This is a genomic window from Vibrio sp. La 4.2.2 (assembly GCF_027586995.1).
Taxonomy (GTDB): domain Bacteria; phylum Pseudomonadota; class Gammaproteobacteria; order Enterobacterales; family Vibrionaceae; genus Vibrio; species Vibrio mediterranei.
The window spans coordinates 116,128-136,307 of the sequence record NZ_JAPPTJ010000002.1 but is presented as its reverse complement, the minus strand read 5'-3'; the positions used below and the strand labels follow the sequence as shown (position 1 = coordinate 136,307).

Sequence of the window (20,180 nt, the reverse complement as noted above, 5' to 3'; positions counted from 1 at the left end):
ATAATAATCCCCCTACAGGAGCGCACTATGAATTCACTCAATAGTAAACACAACACTTATCGAATCACTATCGAAGAAACTAATACTAAAGCGGAACGCGAGCTTCAAACCATGACGTTTGAAATCGAGGATAGAGAAGATATGTTTGCCATTGTCGAAAAAATGAAGCAGTCGAGTGGACTGGATGAGCAAGCGGCGACTCGTCTTGGAGTCAGTATCCGTCTATTAGGTCCTTTGATGATGCAAGATCGTAAGCATCCGCTATTCTCTGACTTTATGCCCCACTTCAAAACCTTCATGCAAAATTTGAAGAAGACCATTAAAGGACAATAGTCTTATCCTAGCCTCTCGGTAACGAGAGGCTTTTTGTTTCTCTCCTCATTAAATAAGATTCAACTACGCTTAATACTCTAACAATGACACTTTATTGACGGGGTTAGATATGAGCAAGAAGCTGGAAAATGCCACCAATCTATATATGGAAGGAATTCGCGATGGTCACGTAAGAGAAGCGGTGACCAAATATACAGGAATTCGTTATACCCAGCACAGTACTGGTGTCCGAAATGGAATTGAGGGTTTCGTGGAGTTTTTTGAGCCATTCATTGAACGCTGTCGAGTCAGAGATATCCAGATCATTCGCTCTGTTGTCGACGGACAATATGTTTTTGTTCAAGCTTATCAAGATATCAATAACGGCGAAGCTTATTGGCTCACAACTGACCTTTTCGACACCGACCAACACGACAAGATAGTTGAGCATTGGGACGTCATTTCTGCCTATCAAAATAATCCGGATGACCAACTCGACCAGATCAGTGGGCCAACTGAAATCACTGATTTAGAGCACACCGAGTCCAACAAAGAACTAGTACGTCGCTTTCTCTGTGATGTAATGGTTCTTGGTCAAACGGAATCAATAGACAACTACATCACCTTTGACGATATTCCTATTCATGCCTCCTCGAACGTGGTTCACCCATCAAAACTCATCGGCGCTTACAACCAAGTATTTAAAATCATCGGACAGGGTGATACGGTGGTGGCGTACAGTCGCGTAATCCATCAAAAACAAGAGTATGCGCGCTTTGAGATATTCAGAGTGAGTAATGCGAAAATAGTCGAAATTTGGATCAATGAAGAGCCTGTTCCACCAAAGCATGAGTGGGTCAACGGCGGTAAATTCTAATCGCAGAACAGCACAGTTATCAGTGTACGAGGTAAACAGATGTCAAAAACAACCAAACTTGAGAACGAAGACAAGTTATTCAAAAAGGCATTGGAAGTTGGCTGCAAAATGGCAGCAATGCAGGGATATCCCATTCAGGATCAATCAGCGACACCAGCAACGAAAGCAAAAGCTCTCTATCACTTTCTCGTAGAAGTAAAACAAATCGTCCCTCTCCCGGAAGACAAAGAAGATGGACCTCACATCAAAAAACGACTCGCTATTTGGCTCCACAGTGCCTTACCCGACAATGACCCTCTGAAATAACGAATACGTCATGGAGCACTCCCTTTTTATAAGCTCCATGACATCTTCTCTATTGCTCTAACTCATCTTCTATCCAAACATTTCTAAAATCTGGCCACGACCAATCCGTAATGGATACTCCCTGCAACACTCCTTTCCAACGCAGTGTCTGTCTGTGGTGAAACAGCGGCGTGAGCCAGTTCTGATAATGCATCGTTGTGGCAATAGACTCTAGCTTCGCTAAATACTGAGTTACTTGGCTACTTTCACGAAGGCTGATCATTTCTGCCCTTAGCCACGCAGATGCATCGTCCGATAAACCTTGGTGTAAGATAGAATCTGACATCAACCATCGATACACAGAAATCGGCAAGTTGTCATCTACATTAAAACTGGCAATCACTAAAGGCTCACTGAGCTGACGGTGTTGTGACAACTTATGCATTTCTTCTAACGAGTAGACATTGATGGTGCAGTCTATACCCATTTGATTCAAAGTATGTTTCATCACCTGAGCGCAATCTTTTATTACCAGATGGTCGTAGACTGCTATATCCAGACAACTTGGAAGCGATGCCGGCTCTGGTTGACAAGGTTTAATCTGTGTCCAACTAGGTAGAAAGTTGTGAGCTGGAATCGACGCCATTAACAGTTCTGACAATTGATCATGCTGTAATATCGTTTCAGGTGAGAGCACACTCGCCAACCAACGCCGCTGTGCGAGGGTTAACTGTTGCTGACTGGCTGTATTGAACAACATATACAGGCATCCATTTTCGATTCTGGTCTGGGTACTTTCCTGAACATCACTGCGGTTTTCTATTAAATAGTCAGGCCGATCTAGAAGATTAGGCTGATCATAATGACCTAACTGAATACGTTCACTTGGTGTATTGGCTAATTGCCAAATCGTCACAGTGTCGGTCAAAGAACGCAGACCAAAATAAAAGTCGTTCGCTTGTAACCTTAAACGCTCGTCCGATTGCTCAACGACTTGGAAAGCTCCAGAACCGTCTATGGTTGCTACTATGGGGGAACTGATTTGCTTAGGAGGTTGAATGGAATAGCGCAAGTCAGAGAGCAATGCTGCAAAGCCTAGATCTGGACTACTAAGTTCAAACGTCACACTTTGCTTTGTAAAGGAGATAGTCACCACATGCGACAGTTCTTCGCGGTATTCTGGAAGCCCGTGCAATTGCTCAAATAGCTCTTTGATGAGTGCGGCGGTGATAACCTCACCGGAATGAAATTTAAGTTGCGGGCGAATATAAAAGCGCCAAATGGTAGCGTCTTCATTGCTGGTCCACGCGTGAGAGAGCTGAGGGGTTAACTGCCCTTCTTTGTCACACCCTGTCAAACAAGCATAAACCTGCCTTACTAAGAATCGCTCGCTGTTTCTCAATGGAGTGTGAGGCAACAGTTCATCGAATACGCGTCGATACGTTAGTTGAATATGCAGCTGATCTTCACGAACGATCGCACCTGAAGTTTGGCGCAATAAAGCGGCAAACTGCTGTTGGTCATCTTCGAGGAACGTCATCGCATTTTCATAGTATCCAGCTTCAATCTGCACTCGAGCTAATACTTGGCGAATTTCGGCACGTTCAAAAGCAAGGTGTATTACCGAGCGCTGATTTCGCCCGACTTTGGGCTGCCAGGTAAGCCATTGTCGCTGTTGAAGCTCTTGCAACAAGGTGCGGCTGTGACGAGTCGTAGTACAAAGTTTTTCTGCCACCTCAGACAGAGAAATAAACACATCACATTTGGTTCCTAGAGGCAGTAAACGTTCATAATAATGCAGTGCGCGCTGGTCTTTCATTTCATCCCTCAATTACAGAAGCGTGCTGATTTCGAAGCACAGTCAGGAAAATTACGATACATTTTCTTCCTCATTTAAATCCCGCCACCTCTATTTAGCACTAAAATTCGCTAATAAACACATATTGAGGAAGATTATACAAAAACATTCACTCTTTTTTCATTCCTCATATTAATCAATACTAGGTCTATAGTAGTTTTACTTACAGATTGTTGCTTGCAGCAAGCTCATTAGCGACAAATCCAAATCAATAAAGCAAATAAGCTTAGAGGTTTCATATGACTCAATTTCCGGATAACTTTCTGTGGGGTGGTGCCATTGCTGCCAACCAAGTTGAAGGTTCTTATAACCTTGATGGCAAAGGACTCTCGACCTCAGACATGCTGCCTTCAGGCATTTTGAGTCCTCATCAAACTCGCGATGAACGTACTCCTGGTATCAAAGATCTTGCTATCGACTTCTACAACCGTTATCCAGAAGACATTGCGCTTTTTGATGAGATGGGCTTTAACTGCTTGAGACTTTCTATCGCTTGGACTCGCATTTTTCCAAATGGTGACGACACACAGCCAAACGAAGCGGGACTCGCTTATTACGACCGTCTATTTGATGAGTTAGCGAAGTACAACATGACACCATTCGTGACCTTGTCTCACTACGAGATGCCTTACGCGTTAGTAGAAAACTACGGCGGCTGGGGTAATCGAAAACTGATTGAGATGTTTGAACGTTACGTTACAACGGTGTTTGAACGTTACAAAGACAAAGTGAAACTGTGGCTGACATTCAACGAAATCAACATGTCATTGCACGCACCTTTTACCGGTGTAGGTTTGCAAGAAGATGCTACAGAACAAGAAATCTATCAGGCTATCCATCATCAGTTGGTCGCCAATGCCAAAGCGGTAAAACTGTGCCAAAAGATCGTTCCAGATGGCAAGATCGGTAACATGCTGTTAGGCGCGTTAAACTACCCGTACACGTGCAACCCTGATGACGTGATCGCAGCGATGCACGAAAATAACAAATGGCTCTTCTTCGGAGATGTACAAACTCGTGGTCAATACCCAGGCTACATGTTGCGTTACTTCCGTGAAAACCAAATTGAACTCGATATTCACGACGAAGATTTAGAGACCATCGCACAAGCGTCAGTCGACTTCATTTCGTTTAGCTATTACGCCAGCGGCTGTGCAAGTGCCGATCCAAAGCAAAAAGAAGTAGGTAACATCGTTGACAGTGTACCGAACCCATATCTGGAGAAAAGCCAGTGGGGTTGGTTGATCGATCCGAAAGGACTGCGCATTTTGCTTAACTTCCTGCACGACCGATACCAAAAGCCGTTGTTTATTGTAGAAAATGGTTTAGGAGCAAGAGACGAAATTGATGCGAATGGCAACATTGAAGATGACTACCGCATCAAATACCTAAATGACCATTTAGTACAAGCGAGAGAAGCGATTGAAGATGGTGTTGAATTAATGGGATTTACTAGTTGGGGTCCTATCGATCTTGTAGCGAACTCCACCGCAGAAATGAGTAAGCGTTACGGTTTCATTTATGTCGACCGTCATGATGACGGCAACGGCACACTAGAACGTAAGCGTAAAAAAAGCTTCCATTGGTATCAAGAAGTGATTAAAACCCAAGGTAAATCACTAAGCGAATAACCCAAATGAAAAAAAGCCAGACAACAGGTCTGGCTTTTGTTTACGCGCTTTTTAAGGCAGCGCCAACGCCTTTTGTTTTAGCAAAGTGACAGGCACTCGCAGTATACGCATATTGGAACTATTGGTTTCGACAATCACAATTGCTGTTTCAGCATCAAGTTGATAAATATCTGAATAAGCCGATGCACCTTCGACCAATTGAATTGGACCTTTCCAGCTGTTGCCCTCGTCAAAACTAAACCATAAACCTAAGTCTTGACGATTGCTCGCTCTAGACGGACTACCTTGGGGATTGGTGAACAGCAGATATCGACTACCATCCGCTTCTTCGAAGCGAGTAATTGAAGCGTCGACGGTTCCAGAGCTTATACCTGGGAAAACATCGGCATTGTTACCGCTGAGCATAGCCCATGTTTTACCGCCATCTTCACTCAAGAACTGTTGACGCGGACCGTAATTAACACCACTTACGGTCTTGTTAAAATCAAGGCGTGCAGTCAAGAGCAAATGACCATTATCTAGTTCAACAAGATCCGATTCACTCGGCTCAAGCGTTTCCAAACTGCTCGCACTCTTCCAACGATAAGGAAGCGGTAAGCTTGCCCCTGTTTGCCAGTTTTGACCACCGTCGTCACTGTACACAGACATGACGTTTAAGAAGTATCGGTCTAGTGTAATAGCGGGATATATTAGACGTCCATTATGACTACCAGCAATCGCTTGCTGTCGTTCAAGCTGGATCCCGTGACCAGGCCCAGGGTTCACACTGGCGTGTCCGTAAAAGCTCATGGTATTGCCGGACTTCTGTTTGCTCCAACCTAATTGTTCTAGGTCAGTCGTGGTACTCGCTGGATCTTGTTGAGCTAAATAAGCCGCATCTAGGCTAACCAAGATCACACCTGATTGCTCAAGAGCGATATCCTGTAGATGAATTCGGCCATCAACACTGCTGTCTGCGTTACCAAACTCCACAAGATTGCTACTCGACGTTTCACCTGACCAACTAGCCAGAGTATTGCCATCGACCAATAGAGACGCTTGATTACTCAGGGCTGAATAGGCAATTTGGTATTGATGAAAACCATACACATCACCACTACTTAGCGCGACAACAACAGGCGAAGACTCACCATTTAATTGCGCGGTAAGCTGTCCTGACGGGTCTACAGCAAACGTCACCACAAAAGTACGAGCTCCATCTGCCGCCTGTATTCGGTTAGCAGCACCGTCAAAGATTCGTAGTGTGGCATTCAACTGCCAGTCCTGATTACTGTTTAGAGTGGCTGATTTACTGTAGAGCTCTGAACCTCCCCAACCTGCAATTTGATAGCTGTGCTCCTTCACTTGATGAGTCACATCCACCGGAGCCAGCCAATTTGAAGTAGCGATATCGTAGGTACTGTAGAAGACCCCACTTGGCATCCATGACTTGATCTTATCGCCATTCTGCGCGGCGTCAGTCGGCCAACGGACATAAGAAACAATAACACTGTCAGACGCTGAATCGTAAATAGGACGAGGATCAGAGAAATCATAGTCGTCGTTAGCGTTGATCTGCTCGGTTAAGTTCAATTCAGTATTCCATGTCACCCCTGAGTCGGTAGAGACGCGAGTAATAATATCATTGGTGTTGGCGGTTGAACCTGGGTCACCTCCCCCCACTCGTTTCTCTGCAAAGGCTGTCACCACACCGGGTGTTTCTGTGCTCGCAACTAGAGATGGTATGCGATCGGGGCCGTTGAAAATCACATCGCCTTGCACTTCGAACTCTATATTCTTGTATGCTGAGACACCATCGGTATAGGTTGAGCCGTTACCCCACACCAACATATTTTGTGACGTTGGTGAAGGAGATATCTGATCGAGAATTAGCTGTCCATCGAAGTAAAAGCTCGCATTAGGGTTATCCCCCGGGTGAAAGACCAATTCGTACTTATGGTAGTCCGTTGCCGCCGCGCCTGTCGCCAGTACAGTAGTACCACTTCGACCTTCAAACTCCACCACCAGCTCACCAGCACTGTTTATGGATAAAATTGGCAACACACGCTGACTGCCATCGGCGTAATAGTTGGTGATCATGCCGCCACTAACCACGCGCATTTCAGTCGATAACCTCCAGCCGTAGTTCGTTGCTTGACTCTTTAACGCGTCAGATAACACCGTTTTCCACTGTGCTCGTCCGCCTTCACCTTGAGCGACCCATGCTGTCACCCCATCTACTGTTGATAGCGCACCACTACCACTTTGGCTATGATCTGCAATCCAGCCTTGTTCACTTGGCTGATCTTTGACGGGGTCAGTTGTTGCCATGTAATCAAACAGCTCTGCGTTTGCCAGCGGAGCGGTACCTATTGCCATAACGAGCCAAACTGCTTGTCGGTTTATCCTAAAAACCATATTTGTTCCCTTCTGTCTAAATCCAAACTAACTCATGGTGTTACTTTGCGACAACGACTCGACAACGCTCTGAATCACAACAAAGTAGGCCTGAATAAAAAACTGAGTGACGCAAAATGGTCACTAGCATGTCATACAGCCTAGTTTACTTTTGCATTAATAAAAATTTACTTCATCGATCAAGATCGCAAAAAAATATATTTTCATTTAATAACTAAAAGGACAATAGCAACGTTTAGAAGGTAACGAAAATGCGCCCAGATCCACTAAGGGCGCACCAATTAGCTGTGTGCTTGAGTGCTGTCTCGAATGATAACTTGCACAGGGGGGATGTCGTAATTTGGTTTATTGCCACTGATAAGATCGAGTAGATATCTGACACCGATCTCACCCATTTCTGCAAATGGTTGGCGTACTGTAGTTAGACGAGGAATGTAGTATTCATCAATAGGAAGGTCATCAAAACCAATTACCGAAACATCTTCAGGGACTCGTAAACCGTACTGATGCAATGCTTGAATTACGCCAAACGCACTATGATCATTAGCTGCAAATATTGCAGTGGGCTTGGCACCGCCCTTTAATGCAGTCGTAAGGTTTTGGAAAGCATTTCTTGATTCAAAGTGACCGTCGATAACCATACCGGGTTCTGCCACTAACCCTGCATTTTTCAGCGAGCGCAAATAACCAGCAATACGGTTCTCAGAATCAATATTGCCACTTGGTCCCGTCAAATGCATGATTTTCTTATGACCTAGCTGAACCAAATGGTTAGTGGCAAGATATCCCCCCATTTCATTATCAACGTTTATGAGAGGCAAAATTCCTTTACCTCTACGACACATCAATAATGTCGGGATCTTCCCTGTTAGTGCTGCGATATCTTCTTCTGCCAAATCACCACCGACAACGATAATGCCATCCACTTGCCGTGAAACCAGATCTTGAAGCTCGTGACGTTCACGGCTTTGTTCCCAGTTCGTGGTTTCGATAATAATATCGTAACTGTGGTTACGCATTCTACGATCCATGCCATATAGGATGCGGCTTACATAAGGGGTATCAAATGAAGGTGCAACAACACCGATCTTCATGTTTCGCTTTGTCTTAGGCTGGGCTTTACGACCTTTAGGTTTAAAACCAAGGTCAAAGATAGCCTTTTCGATGGTGTCGACTTTGTCTTTAGCGATGAAGGTCGTTCGATTTAAATAACGTGAGACGGTGCTTGGCGAAACGCCAGCTTTTCTAGCAACGTCGTATATGGTGGCTTTTTTCTCTTTCATATGGCCGATTTCACCGCATTCCTTTGTGTACTATTTCGGACAATTACCTCCACAGGAGGGACTTGGTAGTTTGGCTTAATTCCACTAATCAAATCAAGAGCATAACGTATCGCAATAGATCCCATGATTTCGAGTGGCTGTTTAACCGTGGTGAGTTGTGGAATTAGGTAGCTGGAAAATGGCAGATCATCAAAACCTATGAGTGAAATGTCATCCGGAACAGAATAGCCTTTTTGATGTAATGCCTGAATTGCTCCATAAGCGCTTTCATCATTAGACGCGAAGATAGCCGTAAACTCAATCCCTTGCTCTATTGTCTCTTTAACCACTTCAAGCGACTGCTCTGACTTAAATTCACCTTCAACAATCAACTCATCCAGCACCTCGATTCCCGCTTTTTCCAAACTGCGTTTATACCCGACTACCCGCTCGTCAGAATCGTTATTACCGATGGCTCCGCGAAGATGAAGGATTCTGGTGTGACCTAACTGAATCAAATGATTGGTCGCTAAGTACCCACCAAGCTCATTATCGACTAAGACTTGAGGAATACCAGTAATGCTATCTGTAGGAGCTAGATAGACCGGACTTCCCAGTAGTAACACCGGCGTTTTGCCAAGGATCGTTTTTACTTCAGCATCATTGAGGTAGCTACCAATTAACACAATAGCATCGGCATTTCGCTGCTTAAACTGTTTGAGGATTTCAGTTTCACGGGCTTTATTCCAATGGCTCGTTTCAACAATGATCTGGTATGAGTGGTTGAGTACAGTACTGTCCATGCCCTTTAATATTCTTGCGATATGTGGACTATCAAATGATGCAGCGACAACCCCAATCGACATACTGCGCTTGGTAATAGGTTGCGATTTTCGAGGTTTACTCTTGAACCCAGACTCAAACATCGCTTCTTCGATAGCACGCACTTTATCTTTAGCAATGAAGCTGGTTCGATTTAAGTAACGAGAAACAGTACTTGGAGAGACACCCGCTCGTTTTGCTACCTCGGTTAAGGTAACTTTGCTTTCCTTTTCTTTTTTCATGGTTCTACCAACATCAGCGCCCATAAAAAAAGCGCCTAAACATAGACGCTTTATAACTTACTCGAAACGGCAGGGTCAAACCGAGAGCGTTAACAAGTATTTCGGTTAAAGTCGCTCGGTTTCATCCAGCCTTGCAACGCACTCGTCTCTCCTAATGACGCGCCATTTGATTCGATCACTGACTTATACCAAAGTGCAGATTCCTTGGGCGTTCTCTTCATCGTTTCATAATCAACGTGAACCAAGCCGAAGCGCTGCTTGTAACCTTCCGCCCATTCAAAGTTATCGAGTATTGACCATTGGAAGTATCCCATGATGTCGACACCATTCGCGGCCGCTTCTTTCAAACCTAATAAGTAACGATGCAAGAAGTCGATGCGAGTCGTATCATGCACTCTACCGTCTAAACTGACCCAATCATTGGTGCTAAGTCCATTTTCGGTGACAATAATCGGCTTGTTATAACGCTCATACAAAAATTCAGTGCCCCACTTGAGTGCTTCAGGCGTAATCGGCCAATCGAAATGGGTCTTCGGATAGTTATTCGGATACTCCACAACTTCTGGTGTCCCATCGGTTGCTGCACGTACCATTTCCGAGCTGTAGACATTAATTCCAACAAAATCCAAAGGCTGACAAATGGTTTCCATATCACCAGGTTTGATAATAGGTGCATCAGCGCCAAATAATGCCAATCCATCCTCTGGATATTCACCTTTGAATGCAGGATCCATCCACCAGCTCGCGTTAAACATTTCTTTATTAATAACATTAAAGGTATGCGCTTTTGCAGCTGCAATATCTTCTGGGCTGTTGGTCATAGGTACAGCGGTTCGGAAACAAGGTGCTGCCCCGACCTTAGCTGGACGTTTCGAATTCGACCGAATCACTTGTACCGCTTTACCGTGGGCAAGTAGTGCATTGTGCCACGCACGATTCACTTCCTTCGCAGGGAGTTCAAGACCAGGGGCATGCATTCCGGTTTGGTGGCCAAGCCCAATGAAACATGCTTGCTCATTTAACGTAAACCAGTTTTCCACTCGATCAGACAAACGGTCGACAATCACTCGAGTATATTCAGCGAACCAATCGCTAGAGTCGTCATTTAACCATCCACCTTTGTGGAACAGCGCCATCGGATAGTCCCAATGAAATAACGTCACCCAAGGTGAAATGCCTTTAGCAAGCAACTCATCTACCAAACGGTCGTAAAAATCCAACCCTTGAGTATTCACTTTACCAGTTCCTTCTGGCATCACCCTTGGCCACATAATGCTCAATCGATACGCTTGTAGAGCGATTGACTGCATGATTTTTACGTCTTCTTCATAGCGATTGTAGTGATCGCAAGCCATAAATCCTGTGTTTCCACCCTTTACGAATCCATCACGGCGAGAACACATGTCCCAGACGGAATCTGCACAGCCATCAACACCTTGGGTATTACCTTCAATTTGATAACTGGCGGCAGCAGCCCCCCAAATAAAATCATCTTTGAAAGCCATCGTTTCTCCTTAATCTCATCTGCTTTGGTTTGTGTGACTTACAACACTTCACGCTTGCTTTGTAATCACTCAAGGCTAAACAAATTAATGTGCTAATTGAGTGATATCTGTCTCACTACTTCTGCTGCAGATTTTATTTATATCGAAACCATGAACCATATTTAGAAATACAACAAAGCCATGAAATATCTTTTTATTTTTCACAATTTAACCACATAAATCAAATAGTTATGATGAAAAATATTTCATACCCGTTAGTTTTATAAATTAGACATGGTGGATTAGATCACAAAACATCTCATTATTGTTCGTTAGCATAAATTTAGAAATTCACTCGCTGCATGTTTGTCATGTCCATATTCAGTCGGATTTATATAGAGACCTTAAGCAACAATGAAATTAGATAATACATATTACGAAAAGCTGTACGCTGGAATCTTAGGCAAGATAATTGGAGTGTATGCAGGACGACCTTTTGAGGGTTGGGTTAACGAGCATATCGTTGACCAATTCGGTGAGATAAACCGCTACGTCAACGAACAAGTTAACCATCCTCTTATCGTCAGTGATGACGACATTACTGGCACCTTTATGTTCACTCACGCTTTGGAAGATCATGAGTATCGCTCTGACTTTTCTAGCCAGCATCTTGGTCAATCTTGGCTTGATAATTTAATCGAAGGAAAAACCATTCTTTGGTGGGGTGGCTATGGACAATCGACCGAGCACACTGCTTGGCTCAATTTAAGAAATGGGTTTGAAGCACCGCATAGTGGCTCAATAGAAACCAACGGAAAAACCGTCGCAGAACAAATAGGCGCACAGATTTTTATTGATGGCTGGGCACTCATCAACCCTGCAATGCCAGATAAAGCCGCGCAGATGGCAACTGAAGCAGCTAAGGTTAGCCACGACGGTGAAGCCGTTCACGCCGCAGTTCTACTTGCCGTTATGGAGTCTCAAGCGTTTATTGAAACCGACTTGCACGCTCTCATCGACCTCGGCTTGAGTTATATCCCCAAAGAATCGAAAATTGCTGAAGTCATTAACGCTGTTCGTGGCTGGCATGAAGAGAATCCACGTGATTGGAATTGGGCATTTTCGCAGCTTAAAACTCACTATGGCTACGACAAGTTTGACGGCACTTGTCATGTAATTCCCAACCATGGATTAATCATTTTATCTCTTCTTTACGGAGGTGAAAGCTTCCACGAATCAATGAAAATTGTGAATACATTAGGTTGGGATACCGACTGTAACGCGGCGAACGTAGGTTGTCTCAACGGTATTCGATTAGGCTTAGCCGCTCTTGATGATGGCTTTGATTGGCGCACACCAGTCGCGGATAGAATTCTTCTTCCAAGTGCCAATATTCAAGATCATATTTTCGATGCAGTTCAAGAAGCCGATAAGCTCTATGCGATCGCTCATCAATTACATCATAATGAGCGCCTACCCAAACGTCCTAGATTCCACTTTACGCCTAAAGGGTCATTGCAAGGTTTTGCTATTAACCCTGACTTGAACTACAACCAAAACGCACGCCTTAGCAACAGTGAGCAAGCGCTGCGACTGGACTTCTCGCATTTGGTATGTGGTGTACCGTTGCAAGTGAGTACCGCAACACATACGCCACTTGATAGTAAAGTAAACGAATCGTCGTACCACATAGTTGGCAGTCCTACACTCTATCCTTCTCAAACTATCGAAGCGAGCGTGTCAGGTGCAACCGATTATGACCACGCCAGTGTCAGTTTCTACGTCGAAACTTACGACAGCCAAATGAACGTTGAACGCATTTTTAGTGAACCATTCACCTTGTCAACGCAACCACAAACTCATCAATGGACCCTACCAAAACTCGATAACGTAATGATTGCCACCGTTGGACTGCAAATTAGTAACCCTCACTCAGGAAACGATGCTGGATATATCAAGCTGCATTCATTGGACTGGCAAGGCACACCATCGCAAACCATAGGCATTGATAGCAACCCAATCCATGAAATATGGGAAAGCAGCTTTATCAATACTATGGATACCTGCATCAAGTTCGACAATCAAGATATCTACCGCTTAGTCAATAACGACGCGTCTCACCCTGGCCTCTACGTATACGGCAGTAAAGATTGGCACGACTACTCTTTATCCATCGCGCTTAAGCCTCAGATAAAACAAGCTTTTGGTCCTATAGTTCGCTACCAAGGATTGGAACGTTACTACCGAGTCGAACTCAATACGGATGATCAGATCTCATTGATACGCAGAGAGTTTAGCAAAGATGTCGTTATCGCCATAGAGCCATTCCAATGGCAACCACACGAGCGCTATCACTTCGACCTTTCGGTGAACGGCAATTTGTTTGCTTGCTCGATTAACGGCAAACAAGTTCTGACGTCTATTGATGAAACCATGCCTGACACCTATCAGTCTGGCGGTGTAGGTTTTTACAACCAATTAGGCCCTGTGCACTTCACGGATATGACGGTAGTCGCACTCTAGAACAAACTAACGCTTACCTGACCTAGCGACCAAATTGGTCGCTAGCATCAACCACAAAGTGACTCAGCACTAAAGAACAAAAACTGAGCGCTTACCCTAATAAGAAAGAGATAGAGCAATGAAAACAGCATTAAAATACTCCAAACTTGTCTCTGCTATCGCGCTAGCAACACTGTCTGGCACGGCATGGGCGCAAACGACGCTAAATGTGGCAGCATTTGCAAACTACGACCAGGCAATTCGTATGGCGATCCCGATGTTTGAAAAAGAGAATCCAGACATCAAAATCAACCTAACCTCCTTGGCATTCGATGATCACCACACAGCGATGACAACCTCACTGTCGACGGGTGCGAACGTACCCGATGTAATGGCAATTGAAGTGGGCTATATCGGCCGATTCGCTAACGCAGGCGGCTTGGAAGATCTTAATCAACCACCTTACAACGCAGGCACATTTGCTGATACTTTCTCACCATTTACAGTACCTTTAGGCCAAAACAACAAAGGCGAGCAATCAAGCTTACCGGTTGATATCGGCCCGGGTGCGATTTTCTATCACAGTGAAGTATTGGCCAAAGCTGGTGTGACCCAAGAAGAACTGCTACGTGACTGGGACTCATTCATTGAATCTGGCAAGAAAATCAAAGAGAAAACCGGCTCCTACCTTGTTGCAGACGCGGTGGACATTAAAGATATCGTTATCCGCTCTGGTCTAAAAGATGGCGAATCTATCTACTTCGATCAAGACAACAAAATCATGGTCGAGTCTGATCGTTTTAAAGAAGCTTTCAAACTCGCAAAACAAGTGCGTGATGCTCATCTCGATGCGCAGGTAAAAGCATGGAGTACGGAGTGGACCGAAGGTCTGCGTCGCGGTGATATTGCCAGCCAGATGATGGGCTCTTGGCTTGGTGGGCACTTTAACGGCTGGATATCTCCGGGAGAAAACGTCTGGCGCACCGCAGACCTTCCTGCTAATACATTTGCAAGCTGGGGTGGCTCATTCTTGGCAATTCCAAAACGCGCGGACCATAAAGATGAAGCATGGAAGTTCATTGAATTCATGAGCCAACGTGTTGATATTCAAATGGAAGTGTTCGAGCAGCTCAATATCTTCCCTTCTCTTATCGAAGCGCAAAATTCCGAATTTATGGAACAACCTGTTGAATACTTAGGTGGAACTCAAGCTCGCATGCAGTGGAAACTGGCCGCCGCCAACATCCCTGCAATTAAGGCACATCGACATGATCCTATTGCCGAGCAGATCGTCGATGACGCGCTTCAATCGGTACTGACTCGTAATGTAGAGATCGATAAGGCGCTATCAGATGCCGCACGTCAAATTAAGCGCCGCGCTCGTCGTTAATCCCGTTTCATCAATTTTTAAGACATACTCCTAGCGATTGCTAGGAGTGATGCTCGATTTAGGTAAGTAGAAAACTATGGCTTCTGTAACATTTAAGAACTTAAAAAAGCGCTACGGCAAAACTGAAGTCGTTAAGCAGTTTGATCTGCATATTAACGATGGTGAGTTTGTCGTATTTCTGGGACCATCTGGCTGCGGCAAATCCACGACGCTACGCATGTTGGCTGGATTAGAAGAGATTTCTGAGGGCGAAATCTATATCGGAGACCGCTTAGTCAACGACCTTCACCCAACTGATCGTGATACCGCCATGGTTTTTCAAAGCTATGCCCTTTACCCACATATGACGGTGGAGCAAAACATCGCATTTCCTCTTAAAATGGCTGGTCGCAGCAAAGATGATATCAAACAACAAGTTGCTGCCGTAGCTGACTCCTTGGAACTCACTCCGTTACTCAAACGTTATCCAAAAGCCTTATCCGGTGGACAAAGACAGCGCGTGGCGATGGGGCGAGCGATGGTACGTGTTCCCTCTGTCTTTCTGTTTGATGAACCACTGTCTAACCTTGATACCAAATTAAGAGGCAGCATGCGCGCTGAAATCAAAGCGATGCATCAGAAGTTAAAAACAACCACGCTATACGTTACTCATGATCAAGTAGAAGCCATGAGTCTTGCCGATCGAGTCGTGATTTTAAAAGATGGCTATGTGGCACAAATTGGCACACCTAAAGAGATTTTCGACACCCCAGAGTGTCGTTTTGTCGCCACCTTTATCGGCAGTCCTGAAATGAACATGATTCCCGTGACTATGCCTCACTCACGTGGCCTGAATATCAGCAATCAAGTTGTTGAACTTGACCGCTGCCTGCACAATTCACATGAAGGCATCGAGTATGGTGTGCGTCCAAGCGATTTGTATCTTAATAAACAAGCCATTGAGTCAGACAACATTGCCAGCGTTAAAGTACGTTTGATTCACGCTGAACTTCTAGGATCTATGTATCACTTACACTGCCAGTTAGGTGACAACAAAATTCTTGCCGAAATCGATTCGTCAGACTCCCTCACTCGACTTGAAGGAGAAGACATCGAGCTGTTTTTCGATGTTAAACGAACGCATGTATTTAATGCCGAAGGCAAAGTTTTACATGCAGCCTAATCGAGTATCGTTACAGGAAGTCCAACATGTCTGTTAGCATAACCACTACCAATAAACCCAGTGAAAATACTGGTACTTGGCATCAATGGCGAGCCAAGAGTCATAAATGGGTACCCTACCTGTTTATTAGTCCTTTTTTCATTATTTTCTTAGCATTTGGGGTGTTCCCAATGCTGTTCTCTCTCTACCTTTCCTTTCATTATTGGGAGCCAGCGGCTGGTCTCAGTGCGATGGAATGGGTGGGTTGGGAAAACTACCAATTTGCGCTTACCGACGATTGGTTCCACAAATCGCTCTACAACACATTCTGGATGGCACTGGCATCAGGCGTTCCACAACACTTAGTCGCCATACCTCTGGCTTTCTTCATCCATACCAGTTTTAAGCGTGCCAGAAATGGAGTCATCGGCGTCTACTTTCTGCCTTACATTACTTCAACCGTTGCGGTGGCGATGATCTTTACTACGCTATTTTCACGTGACTATGGCTTAGTAAATATGGTCCTTACCTCTATAGGTACTATTTCCATTGGCGGTATAGAGCCGTTTGCATGGATCTTCCCAACGCAAAACATCGACTGGAATCAGCCCGAATATACTAAAGGCATGATTTCATTCGTGGTGTTTTGGCGTTATGTGGGTTGGAATACCATTCTCTACCTCTCAGCGATGCAAACTATTCCAAAAGACCTGTATGAAGCTGCCACCATTGATGGGGCAAGCAGAATAAAGCAGTTCTTCTACATTACGCTGCCAATGCTTAAACCGATGATGTTCTTCGCGATTACGCTGTCGATCATTGGTAGTCTACAAATTTTCGAAGAACCCTTCATCATTACCAATGGGACGGGCGGTATAGACCAAGCCGGTAAATCTGCGGCTATGCATATGTACATTACTGCATTCCAAGAAGGTGATTTTGGTACTGCCTCCGCGATCTCTTGGATTCTATTTATGATTATTGCCGCTCTATCTTGGGGCAACAACAAACTGTTCTCTGAGAAAAACCGAGGAGCAAACGATGAAGACTAATTTCTCCGCAGGACAAATCACCGCCTACAGTTTCGTCGCCTTTGGTGCGATCGTTATGTTAGCTCCGTTCTACTTTATGTTTGTTTTTGCGACCCACGATAATACGGCCATTATGTCGGTGCCGCCTCCACTGTGGTTTGGTGACGAGTTAGGCAACAACTTAACCGCGCTCATTGATTACTTACCCTACTTTTGGAAAAACTTAGGTTGGAGCTTCTACATTGCTGCTATCACAACAGCCTTGAACCTGCTGTTTTGTTCACTTGCTGGCTATGCATTTGCTATGTTTGAGTTTCGATACAAAAAGATGTTGTTCGTGTTCATTATGGGCACACTCATGTTACCCGCGTTTTTGAGCATGATTCCGACCGCTTTAATCATGTCGATTCTCGGTTGGATGAATACGCCAAAAGCGCTCTATGTCCCTATGGCATGTGGGGCGATGGGCATCTTCTTGATGAGACAATATATCGGCAGCGCCATTCCAAGAGAGCTGATTGAAGCGGCGAGAATGGACGGTTGTAGCGAGTTCGGAATTTACTGGCGCATTGTTGTGCCATTGATCAAACCTGCGTTGGGTACGCTGGGTCTTGTGGTATTCATTGGTCAATGGAATAACTTCATGGGTCCACTGGTTGTTATGAACGATATGGAAATGTACACCGTTCCGCTCGCGTTGCGTGCGTTGCAAGGTAGTACCGGACTGGTTCCTTACGGCGCAATTTTCAGTGGTGTCGCTATCGCCGTGCTACCGCTAATGGTGATGTTTGTAATCAGCTCTCGTAAGCTTATCGACGGTTTAACCGCAGGAGCCGTGAAAGGTTAATCATACCTAGCTGGGCGCTTAATACCAAAGCGCCCTTCGTTCTGTCCTCTGCCGCTCAATTCACCAGCAACCAAATTTCATATGGTTGTATAGCCATCTCTTTCAATCTATAGTGTTTGCTTATAACTACAATATAAATGACCCAAGGATTAGGAGTGGTAACATGAAAAAGTATCAAGCACTATTGGCAATGGGCGCTCTTATAGTGATCGCAGGTTGTGCACCATCAAATGAATATCGCAATAACCAAGAAATTGGCAACAAAATGGAGCAAGACGCTCAGCGTGAAAAAGAGATTTGCACTGCGTTAGGCGATATTAACTGCGCTCAGCAGTAACCAATTCTACCCTCTTACACTCGGTAAGAGGGTGACTTATCTTACTCTTCCTGATAGTAGTCAATTACGGCGAGCAAACCGATTAATGCCGCATTGTAGTCAATGGCAAACTCATTCACAGCGTACGACTTTTCATCATCAACATAACTCAGCATTCCCAAGTCTTTAGGCGCGATGCCTGCTTGCCCTTTTATATTTGGTCCTCCCACCAAGAAACCTGGGAGACTTACACCCGTGCCAATTCGATATAAATGATGGAGATGTCTTACCGCATGAGTTCCAAAGTGGGTCACGTAACTCATATTAAAACCATTCGCACCAAGCAAGTAGTCTAGTTGAGCTTGAACCAACCACTGGTAATCCCGTTTACCAGAGATAATATCGCTCCAAGCAAGCAAGATACCAATCTCGGCAACCATTTTGTTGGAACCCCAAATGAACTTTCGGTTGGCAACATAGAAGGGTGATTGCTGAGCGCTCTTAGCATAATCACGCGCGACACTATCTAGATCCCTTTTCATAGATTCAACCAACTTGGTGTTGGTATCAGTCATAACGTGCCATACCCCCATAAGCGCTGGATTTTTCCATTCAAAAAAATCGAGCATTGGGCGTCCGGTGGCAACAAGCTGGGAATAATGCGACTCAACATAGGACAGATAACTCTCTTTGTTAGCTGTGATATAGAGTTCTGCTGCCGCCCAAATTCTATCGTCGACGTCGGTCTCCAGCGCAATTTCTTTATCAAACTGGTTGTAAATGTAAGGGCCAGAACCACTGTCGTCCTCTTTTTGCCAATCGATATATTGCTCAGGTTGAGTCTCTAAATAACGCCATGCCAATTCTGCCGCAGCGAGCATTTGCTTTGACAAGGTTTTATCAAATGGTTGATAGATGCGCGATGCGAACGCTAGTGTAGCGGCAAACTTTGCGGTATCTGGCGTACTGACGCCATAGATATATCGAGTTTGGGTATCCAACCAAGGTGGAATTTTAGCAGGCCACGTCGCACCAGATAGCTTGCGATACACTGCTCCGTCTTTGCGCTGCATCTTCATCATCCAGTTCAGCTCATATAGCGCTTCAACTAAGATTGGGGGCATTGCTCCGTTAGGAGAATCAAACTGATTCGGTGACTGTCGATAAGCTTCAAGCATTCTCGCTACGGTAATTGTCGCCGTGGCGATATATTTACCAAAGTCACCAGCATCATACCAACCTCCACTAGCATCAATAACTGTCCCTTTAGGGTTAAACTCATCACCACGAAAAATCTCACCGTCTTTGATATGACTTGGCGGCCTCGCCATGCCTGTTACTGGTGAATACACGGCCTCACCAGAGCGCTGCAAAAACAACGCGTGTACTAAAGCAGTTTGCAATCCTTGGTACACATTGTTTTTTATTTCGAAGGGTACCGAACGCTTATCTGCTGATTTTAGGACATACCAGCCAGGTTCGGCGACAACAGAAAAGTCAGCAACATAAACCGGTTTGCCGTTGGGTAAATGGCTATTGTAGGTCAGAGGAAACCGAGCGACCTTAGCGTCATTGGGAATGGCAAGAAGATCAAGGTGCTTGCTTTCTGGATCGACCCAATACGCCCGTTTATTTGCGGAAGGTTCATAACCTAATTGGTTAACGACAATATCGTTGGCGTACGTCACCCAAGACAACATCACCGTAACCCAAATCATCAAACCTTTCATCGCGACTCCTTTACCGTCTTCCACCGAGAATATCGTTTGAAAGCAGTCTAGTA

The 20,180-nt window shown here is 44.9% G+C and carries 16 protein-coding genes; 10 read left to right on the top strand and 6 right to left on the bottom strand.

Annotated elements, in window-relative coordinates; genetic code table 11:
* Nucleotides 1–27: 27 nt before the first annotated feature.
* The 3 genes from OH456_RS03790 (at nucleotide 28) to OH456_RS03780 (ending at nucleotide 1,495) form a co-directional block, all read left to right on the top strand.
* On the top strand, nucleotides 28–333 hold the full coding sequence (locus OH456_RS03790; RefSeq protein ID WP_006069489.1) for a DUF3861 domain-containing protein: 306 nt from the start codon (nucleotides 28–30) through the stop codon (nucleotides 331–333).
* A gap of 109 nt (nucleotides 334–442) precedes the next feature.
* Complete coding sequence (locus OH456_RS03785) at nucleotides 443–1,189, top strand: nuclear transport factor 2 family protein (protein ID WP_268668170.1); 747 nt, start codon at nucleotides 443–445, stop codon at nucleotides 1,187–1,189.
* Between the two features lie 39 nt (nucleotides 1,190–1,228).
* Complete coding sequence (locus OH456_RS03780) at nucleotides 1,229–1,495, top strand: DUF5062 family protein (protein WP_031494115.1); 267 nt, start codon at nucleotides 1,229–1,231, stop codon at nucleotides 1,493–1,495.
* Between the two features lie 49 nt (nucleotides 1,496–1,544).
* Here OH456_RS03780 and OH456_RS03775 read toward each other — a convergent pair whose 3' ends face one another.
* On the bottom strand, nucleotides 1,545–3,293 hold the full coding sequence (locus OH456_RS03775; RefSeq protein WP_031494116.1) for an SgrR family transcriptional regulator: 1,749 nt from the start codon (nucleotides 3,291–3,293) through the stop codon (nucleotides 1,545–1,547).
* A gap of 278 nt (nucleotides 3,294–3,571) precedes the next feature.
* On the opposite strand from OH456_RS03775, the gene OH456_RS03770 reads away from it, so the two are divergent.
* Complete coding sequence (locus OH456_RS03770; RefSeq protein ID WP_270032832.1) at nucleotides 3,572–4,963, top strand: glycoside hydrolase family 1 protein; 1,392 nt, start codon at nucleotides 3,572–3,574, stop codon at nucleotides 4,961–4,963.
* 51 nt (nucleotides 4,964–5,014) lie between these two features.
* On the opposite strand, the gene OH456_RS03765 is transcribed toward OH456_RS03770, so the two are convergent.
* From OH456_RS03765 to OH456_RS03750, 4 genes are all read right to left on the bottom strand, one after another.
* Nucleotides 5,015–7,360 (bottom strand): exo-alpha-sialidase, encoded by a 2,346-nt coding sequence (locus OH456_RS03765; protein ID WP_270032831.1) that lies wholly within the window; start codon nucleotides 7,358–7,360, stop codon nucleotides 5,015–5,017.
* Nucleotides 7,361–7,641: 281 nt separating this feature from the next.
* Nucleotides 7,642–8,643: a LacI family DNA-binding transcriptional regulator gene (locus OH456_RS03760; protein WP_031497171.1), complete on the bottom strand. Its 1,002-nt coding sequence runs from the start codon at nucleotides 8,641–8,643 to the stop codon at nucleotides 7,642–7,644.
* Nucleotides 8,640–9,686 carry a substrate-binding domain-containing protein gene (locus OH456_RS03755; RefSeq protein ID WP_038221737.1) on the bottom strand — a complete coding sequence of 349 codons (1,047 nt, stop codon included), beginning with the start codon at nucleotides 9,684–9,686 and terminating at the stop codon, nucleotides 8,640–8,642. Before OH456_RS03755 ends, OH456_RS03760 begins: the two co-directional genes overlap by 4 nt.
* Nucleotides 9,687–9,775: 89 nt before the next feature.
* Nucleotides 9,776–11,191: a GH1 family beta-glucosidase gene (locus tag OH456_RS03750; protein WP_270032830.1), complete on the bottom strand. Its 1,416-nt coding sequence runs from the start codon at nucleotides 11,189–11,191 to the stop codon at nucleotides 9,776–9,778.
* Nucleotides 11,192–11,584: 393 nt separating this feature from the next.
* On the opposite strand from OH456_RS03750, the gene OH456_RS03745 reads away from it, so the two are divergent.
* The 6 genes from OH456_RS03745 (at nucleotide 11,585) to OH456_RS03720 (ending at nucleotide 18,418) form a co-directional block, all read left to right on the top strand.
* A complete protein-coding gene (locus OH456_RS03745; RefSeq protein WP_270032829.1) occupies nucleotides 11,585–13,693 on the top strand; it encodes an ADP-ribosylglycohydrolase family protein in 2,109 nt (702 codons plus the stop codon).
* Between the two features lie 118 nt (nucleotides 13,694–13,811).
* Entirely contained in the window at nucleotides 13,812–15,062 is a 1,251-nt protein-coding gene (locus OH456_RS03740) for an ABC transporter substrate-binding protein (protein WP_006069479.1), read from the top strand.
* A 76-nt stretch (nucleotides 15,063–15,138) separates the two neighbouring features.
* Nucleotides 15,139–16,224 carry an ABC transporter ATP-binding protein gene (locus tag OH456_RS03735; protein ID WP_270032828.1) on the top strand — a complete coding sequence of 362 codons (1,086 nt, stop codon included), beginning with the start codon at nucleotides 15,139–15,141 and terminating at the stop codon, nucleotides 16,222–16,224.
* A 26-nt stretch (nucleotides 16,225–16,250) separates the two neighbouring features.
* Nucleotides 16,251–17,255, top strand: a complete 1,005-nt coding sequence (locus OH456_RS03730) for a carbohydrate ABC transporter permease (protein ID WP_270032827.1) — start codon at nucleotides 16,251–16,253, stop codon at nucleotides 17,253–17,255.
* Nucleotides 17,245–18,081 carry a carbohydrate ABC transporter permease gene (locus tag OH456_RS03725; protein WP_006069476.1) on the top strand — a complete coding sequence of 279 codons (837 nt, stop codon included), beginning with the start codon at nucleotides 17,245–17,247 and terminating at the stop codon, nucleotides 18,079–18,081. The genes OH456_RS03730 and OH456_RS03725 overlap by 11 nt, the downstream gene beginning before the upstream one ends.
* Nucleotides 18,082–18,244: 163 nt before the next feature.
* Nucleotides 18,245–18,418 (top strand): hypothetical protein, encoded by a 174-nt coding sequence (locus tag OH456_RS03720; protein WP_006069475.1) that lies wholly within the window; start codon nucleotides 18,245–18,247, stop codon nucleotides 18,416–18,418.
* 41 nt (nucleotides 18,419–18,459) lie between these two features.
* Here OH456_RS03720 and OH456_RS03715 read toward each other — a convergent pair whose 3' ends face one another.
* Nucleotides 18,460–20,127 carry a glycoside hydrolase family 9 protein gene (locus OH456_RS03715; protein ID WP_270032826.1) on the bottom strand — a complete coding sequence of 556 codons (1,668 nt, stop codon included), beginning with the start codon at nucleotides 20,125–20,127 and terminating at the stop codon, nucleotides 18,460–18,462.
* Nucleotides 20,128–20,180 lie beyond the last annotated feature (53 nt).

Excerpts from the sequence above, each read along its gene's own strand:
- OH456_RS03790 (WP_006069489.1), top strand. The coding sequence starts at position 28 with ATGAATTCACTCAATAGTAAACACAACACTTATCGAATCACTATCGAA.
- OH456_RS03785 (WP_268668170.1), top strand. The coding sequence starts at position 443 with ATGAGCAAGAAGCTGGAAAATGCCACCAATCTATATATGGAAGGAATT.
- OH456_RS03780 (WP_031494115.1), top strand. The coding sequence starts at position 1,229 with ATGTCAAAAACAACCAAACTTGAGAACGAAGACAAGTTATTCAAAAAG.
- OH456_RS03775 (WP_031494116.1), bottom strand. The coding sequence starts at position 3,293 with ATGAAAGACCAGCGCGCACTGCATTATTATGAACGTTTACTGCCTCTA.
- OH456_RS03770 (WP_270032832.1), top strand. The coding sequence starts at position 3,572 with ATGACTCAATTTCCGGATAACTTTCTGTGGGGTGGTGCCATTGCTGCC.
- OH456_RS03765 (WP_270032831.1), bottom strand. The coding sequence starts at position 7,360 with ATGGTTTTTAGGATAAACCGACAAGCAGTTTGGCTCGTTATGGCAATA.
- OH456_RS03760 (WP_031497171.1), bottom strand. The coding sequence starts at position 8,643 with ATGAAAGAGAAAAAAGCCACCATATACGACGTTGCTAGAAAAGCTGGC.
- OH456_RS03755 (WP_038221737.1), bottom strand. The coding sequence starts at position 9,686 with ATGAAAAAAGAAAAGGAAAGCAAAGTTACCTTAACCGAGGTAGCAAAA.
- OH456_RS03750 (WP_270032830.1), bottom strand. The coding sequence starts at position 11,191 with ATGGCTTTCAAAGATGATTTTATTTGGGGGGCTGCTGCCGCCAGTTAT.
- OH456_RS03745 (WP_270032829.1), top strand. The coding sequence starts at position 11,585 with ATGAAATTAGATAATACATATTACGAAAAGCTGTACGCTGGAATCTTA.
- OH456_RS03740 (WP_006069479.1), top strand. The coding sequence starts at position 13,812 with ATGAAAACAGCATTAAAATACTCCAAACTTGTCTCTGCTATCGCGCTA.
- OH456_RS03735 (WP_270032828.1), top strand. The coding sequence starts at position 15,139 with ATGGCTTCTGTAACATTTAAGAACTTAAAAAAGCGCTACGGCAAAACT.
- OH456_RS03730 (WP_270032827.1), top strand. The coding sequence starts at position 16,251 with ATGTCTGTTAGCATAACCACTACCAATAAACCCAGTGAAAATACTGGT.
- OH456_RS03725 (WP_006069476.1), top strand. The coding sequence starts at position 17,245 with ATGAAGACTAATTTCTCCGCAGGACAAATCACCGCCTACAGTTTCGTC.
- OH456_RS03720 (WP_006069475.1), top strand. The coding sequence starts at position 18,245 with ATGAAAAAGTATCAAGCACTATTGGCAATGGGCGCTCTTATAGTGATC.
- OH456_RS03715 (WP_270032826.1), bottom strand. The coding sequence starts at position 20,127 with ATGAAAGGTTTGATGATTTGGGTTACGGTGATGTTGTCTTGGGTGACG.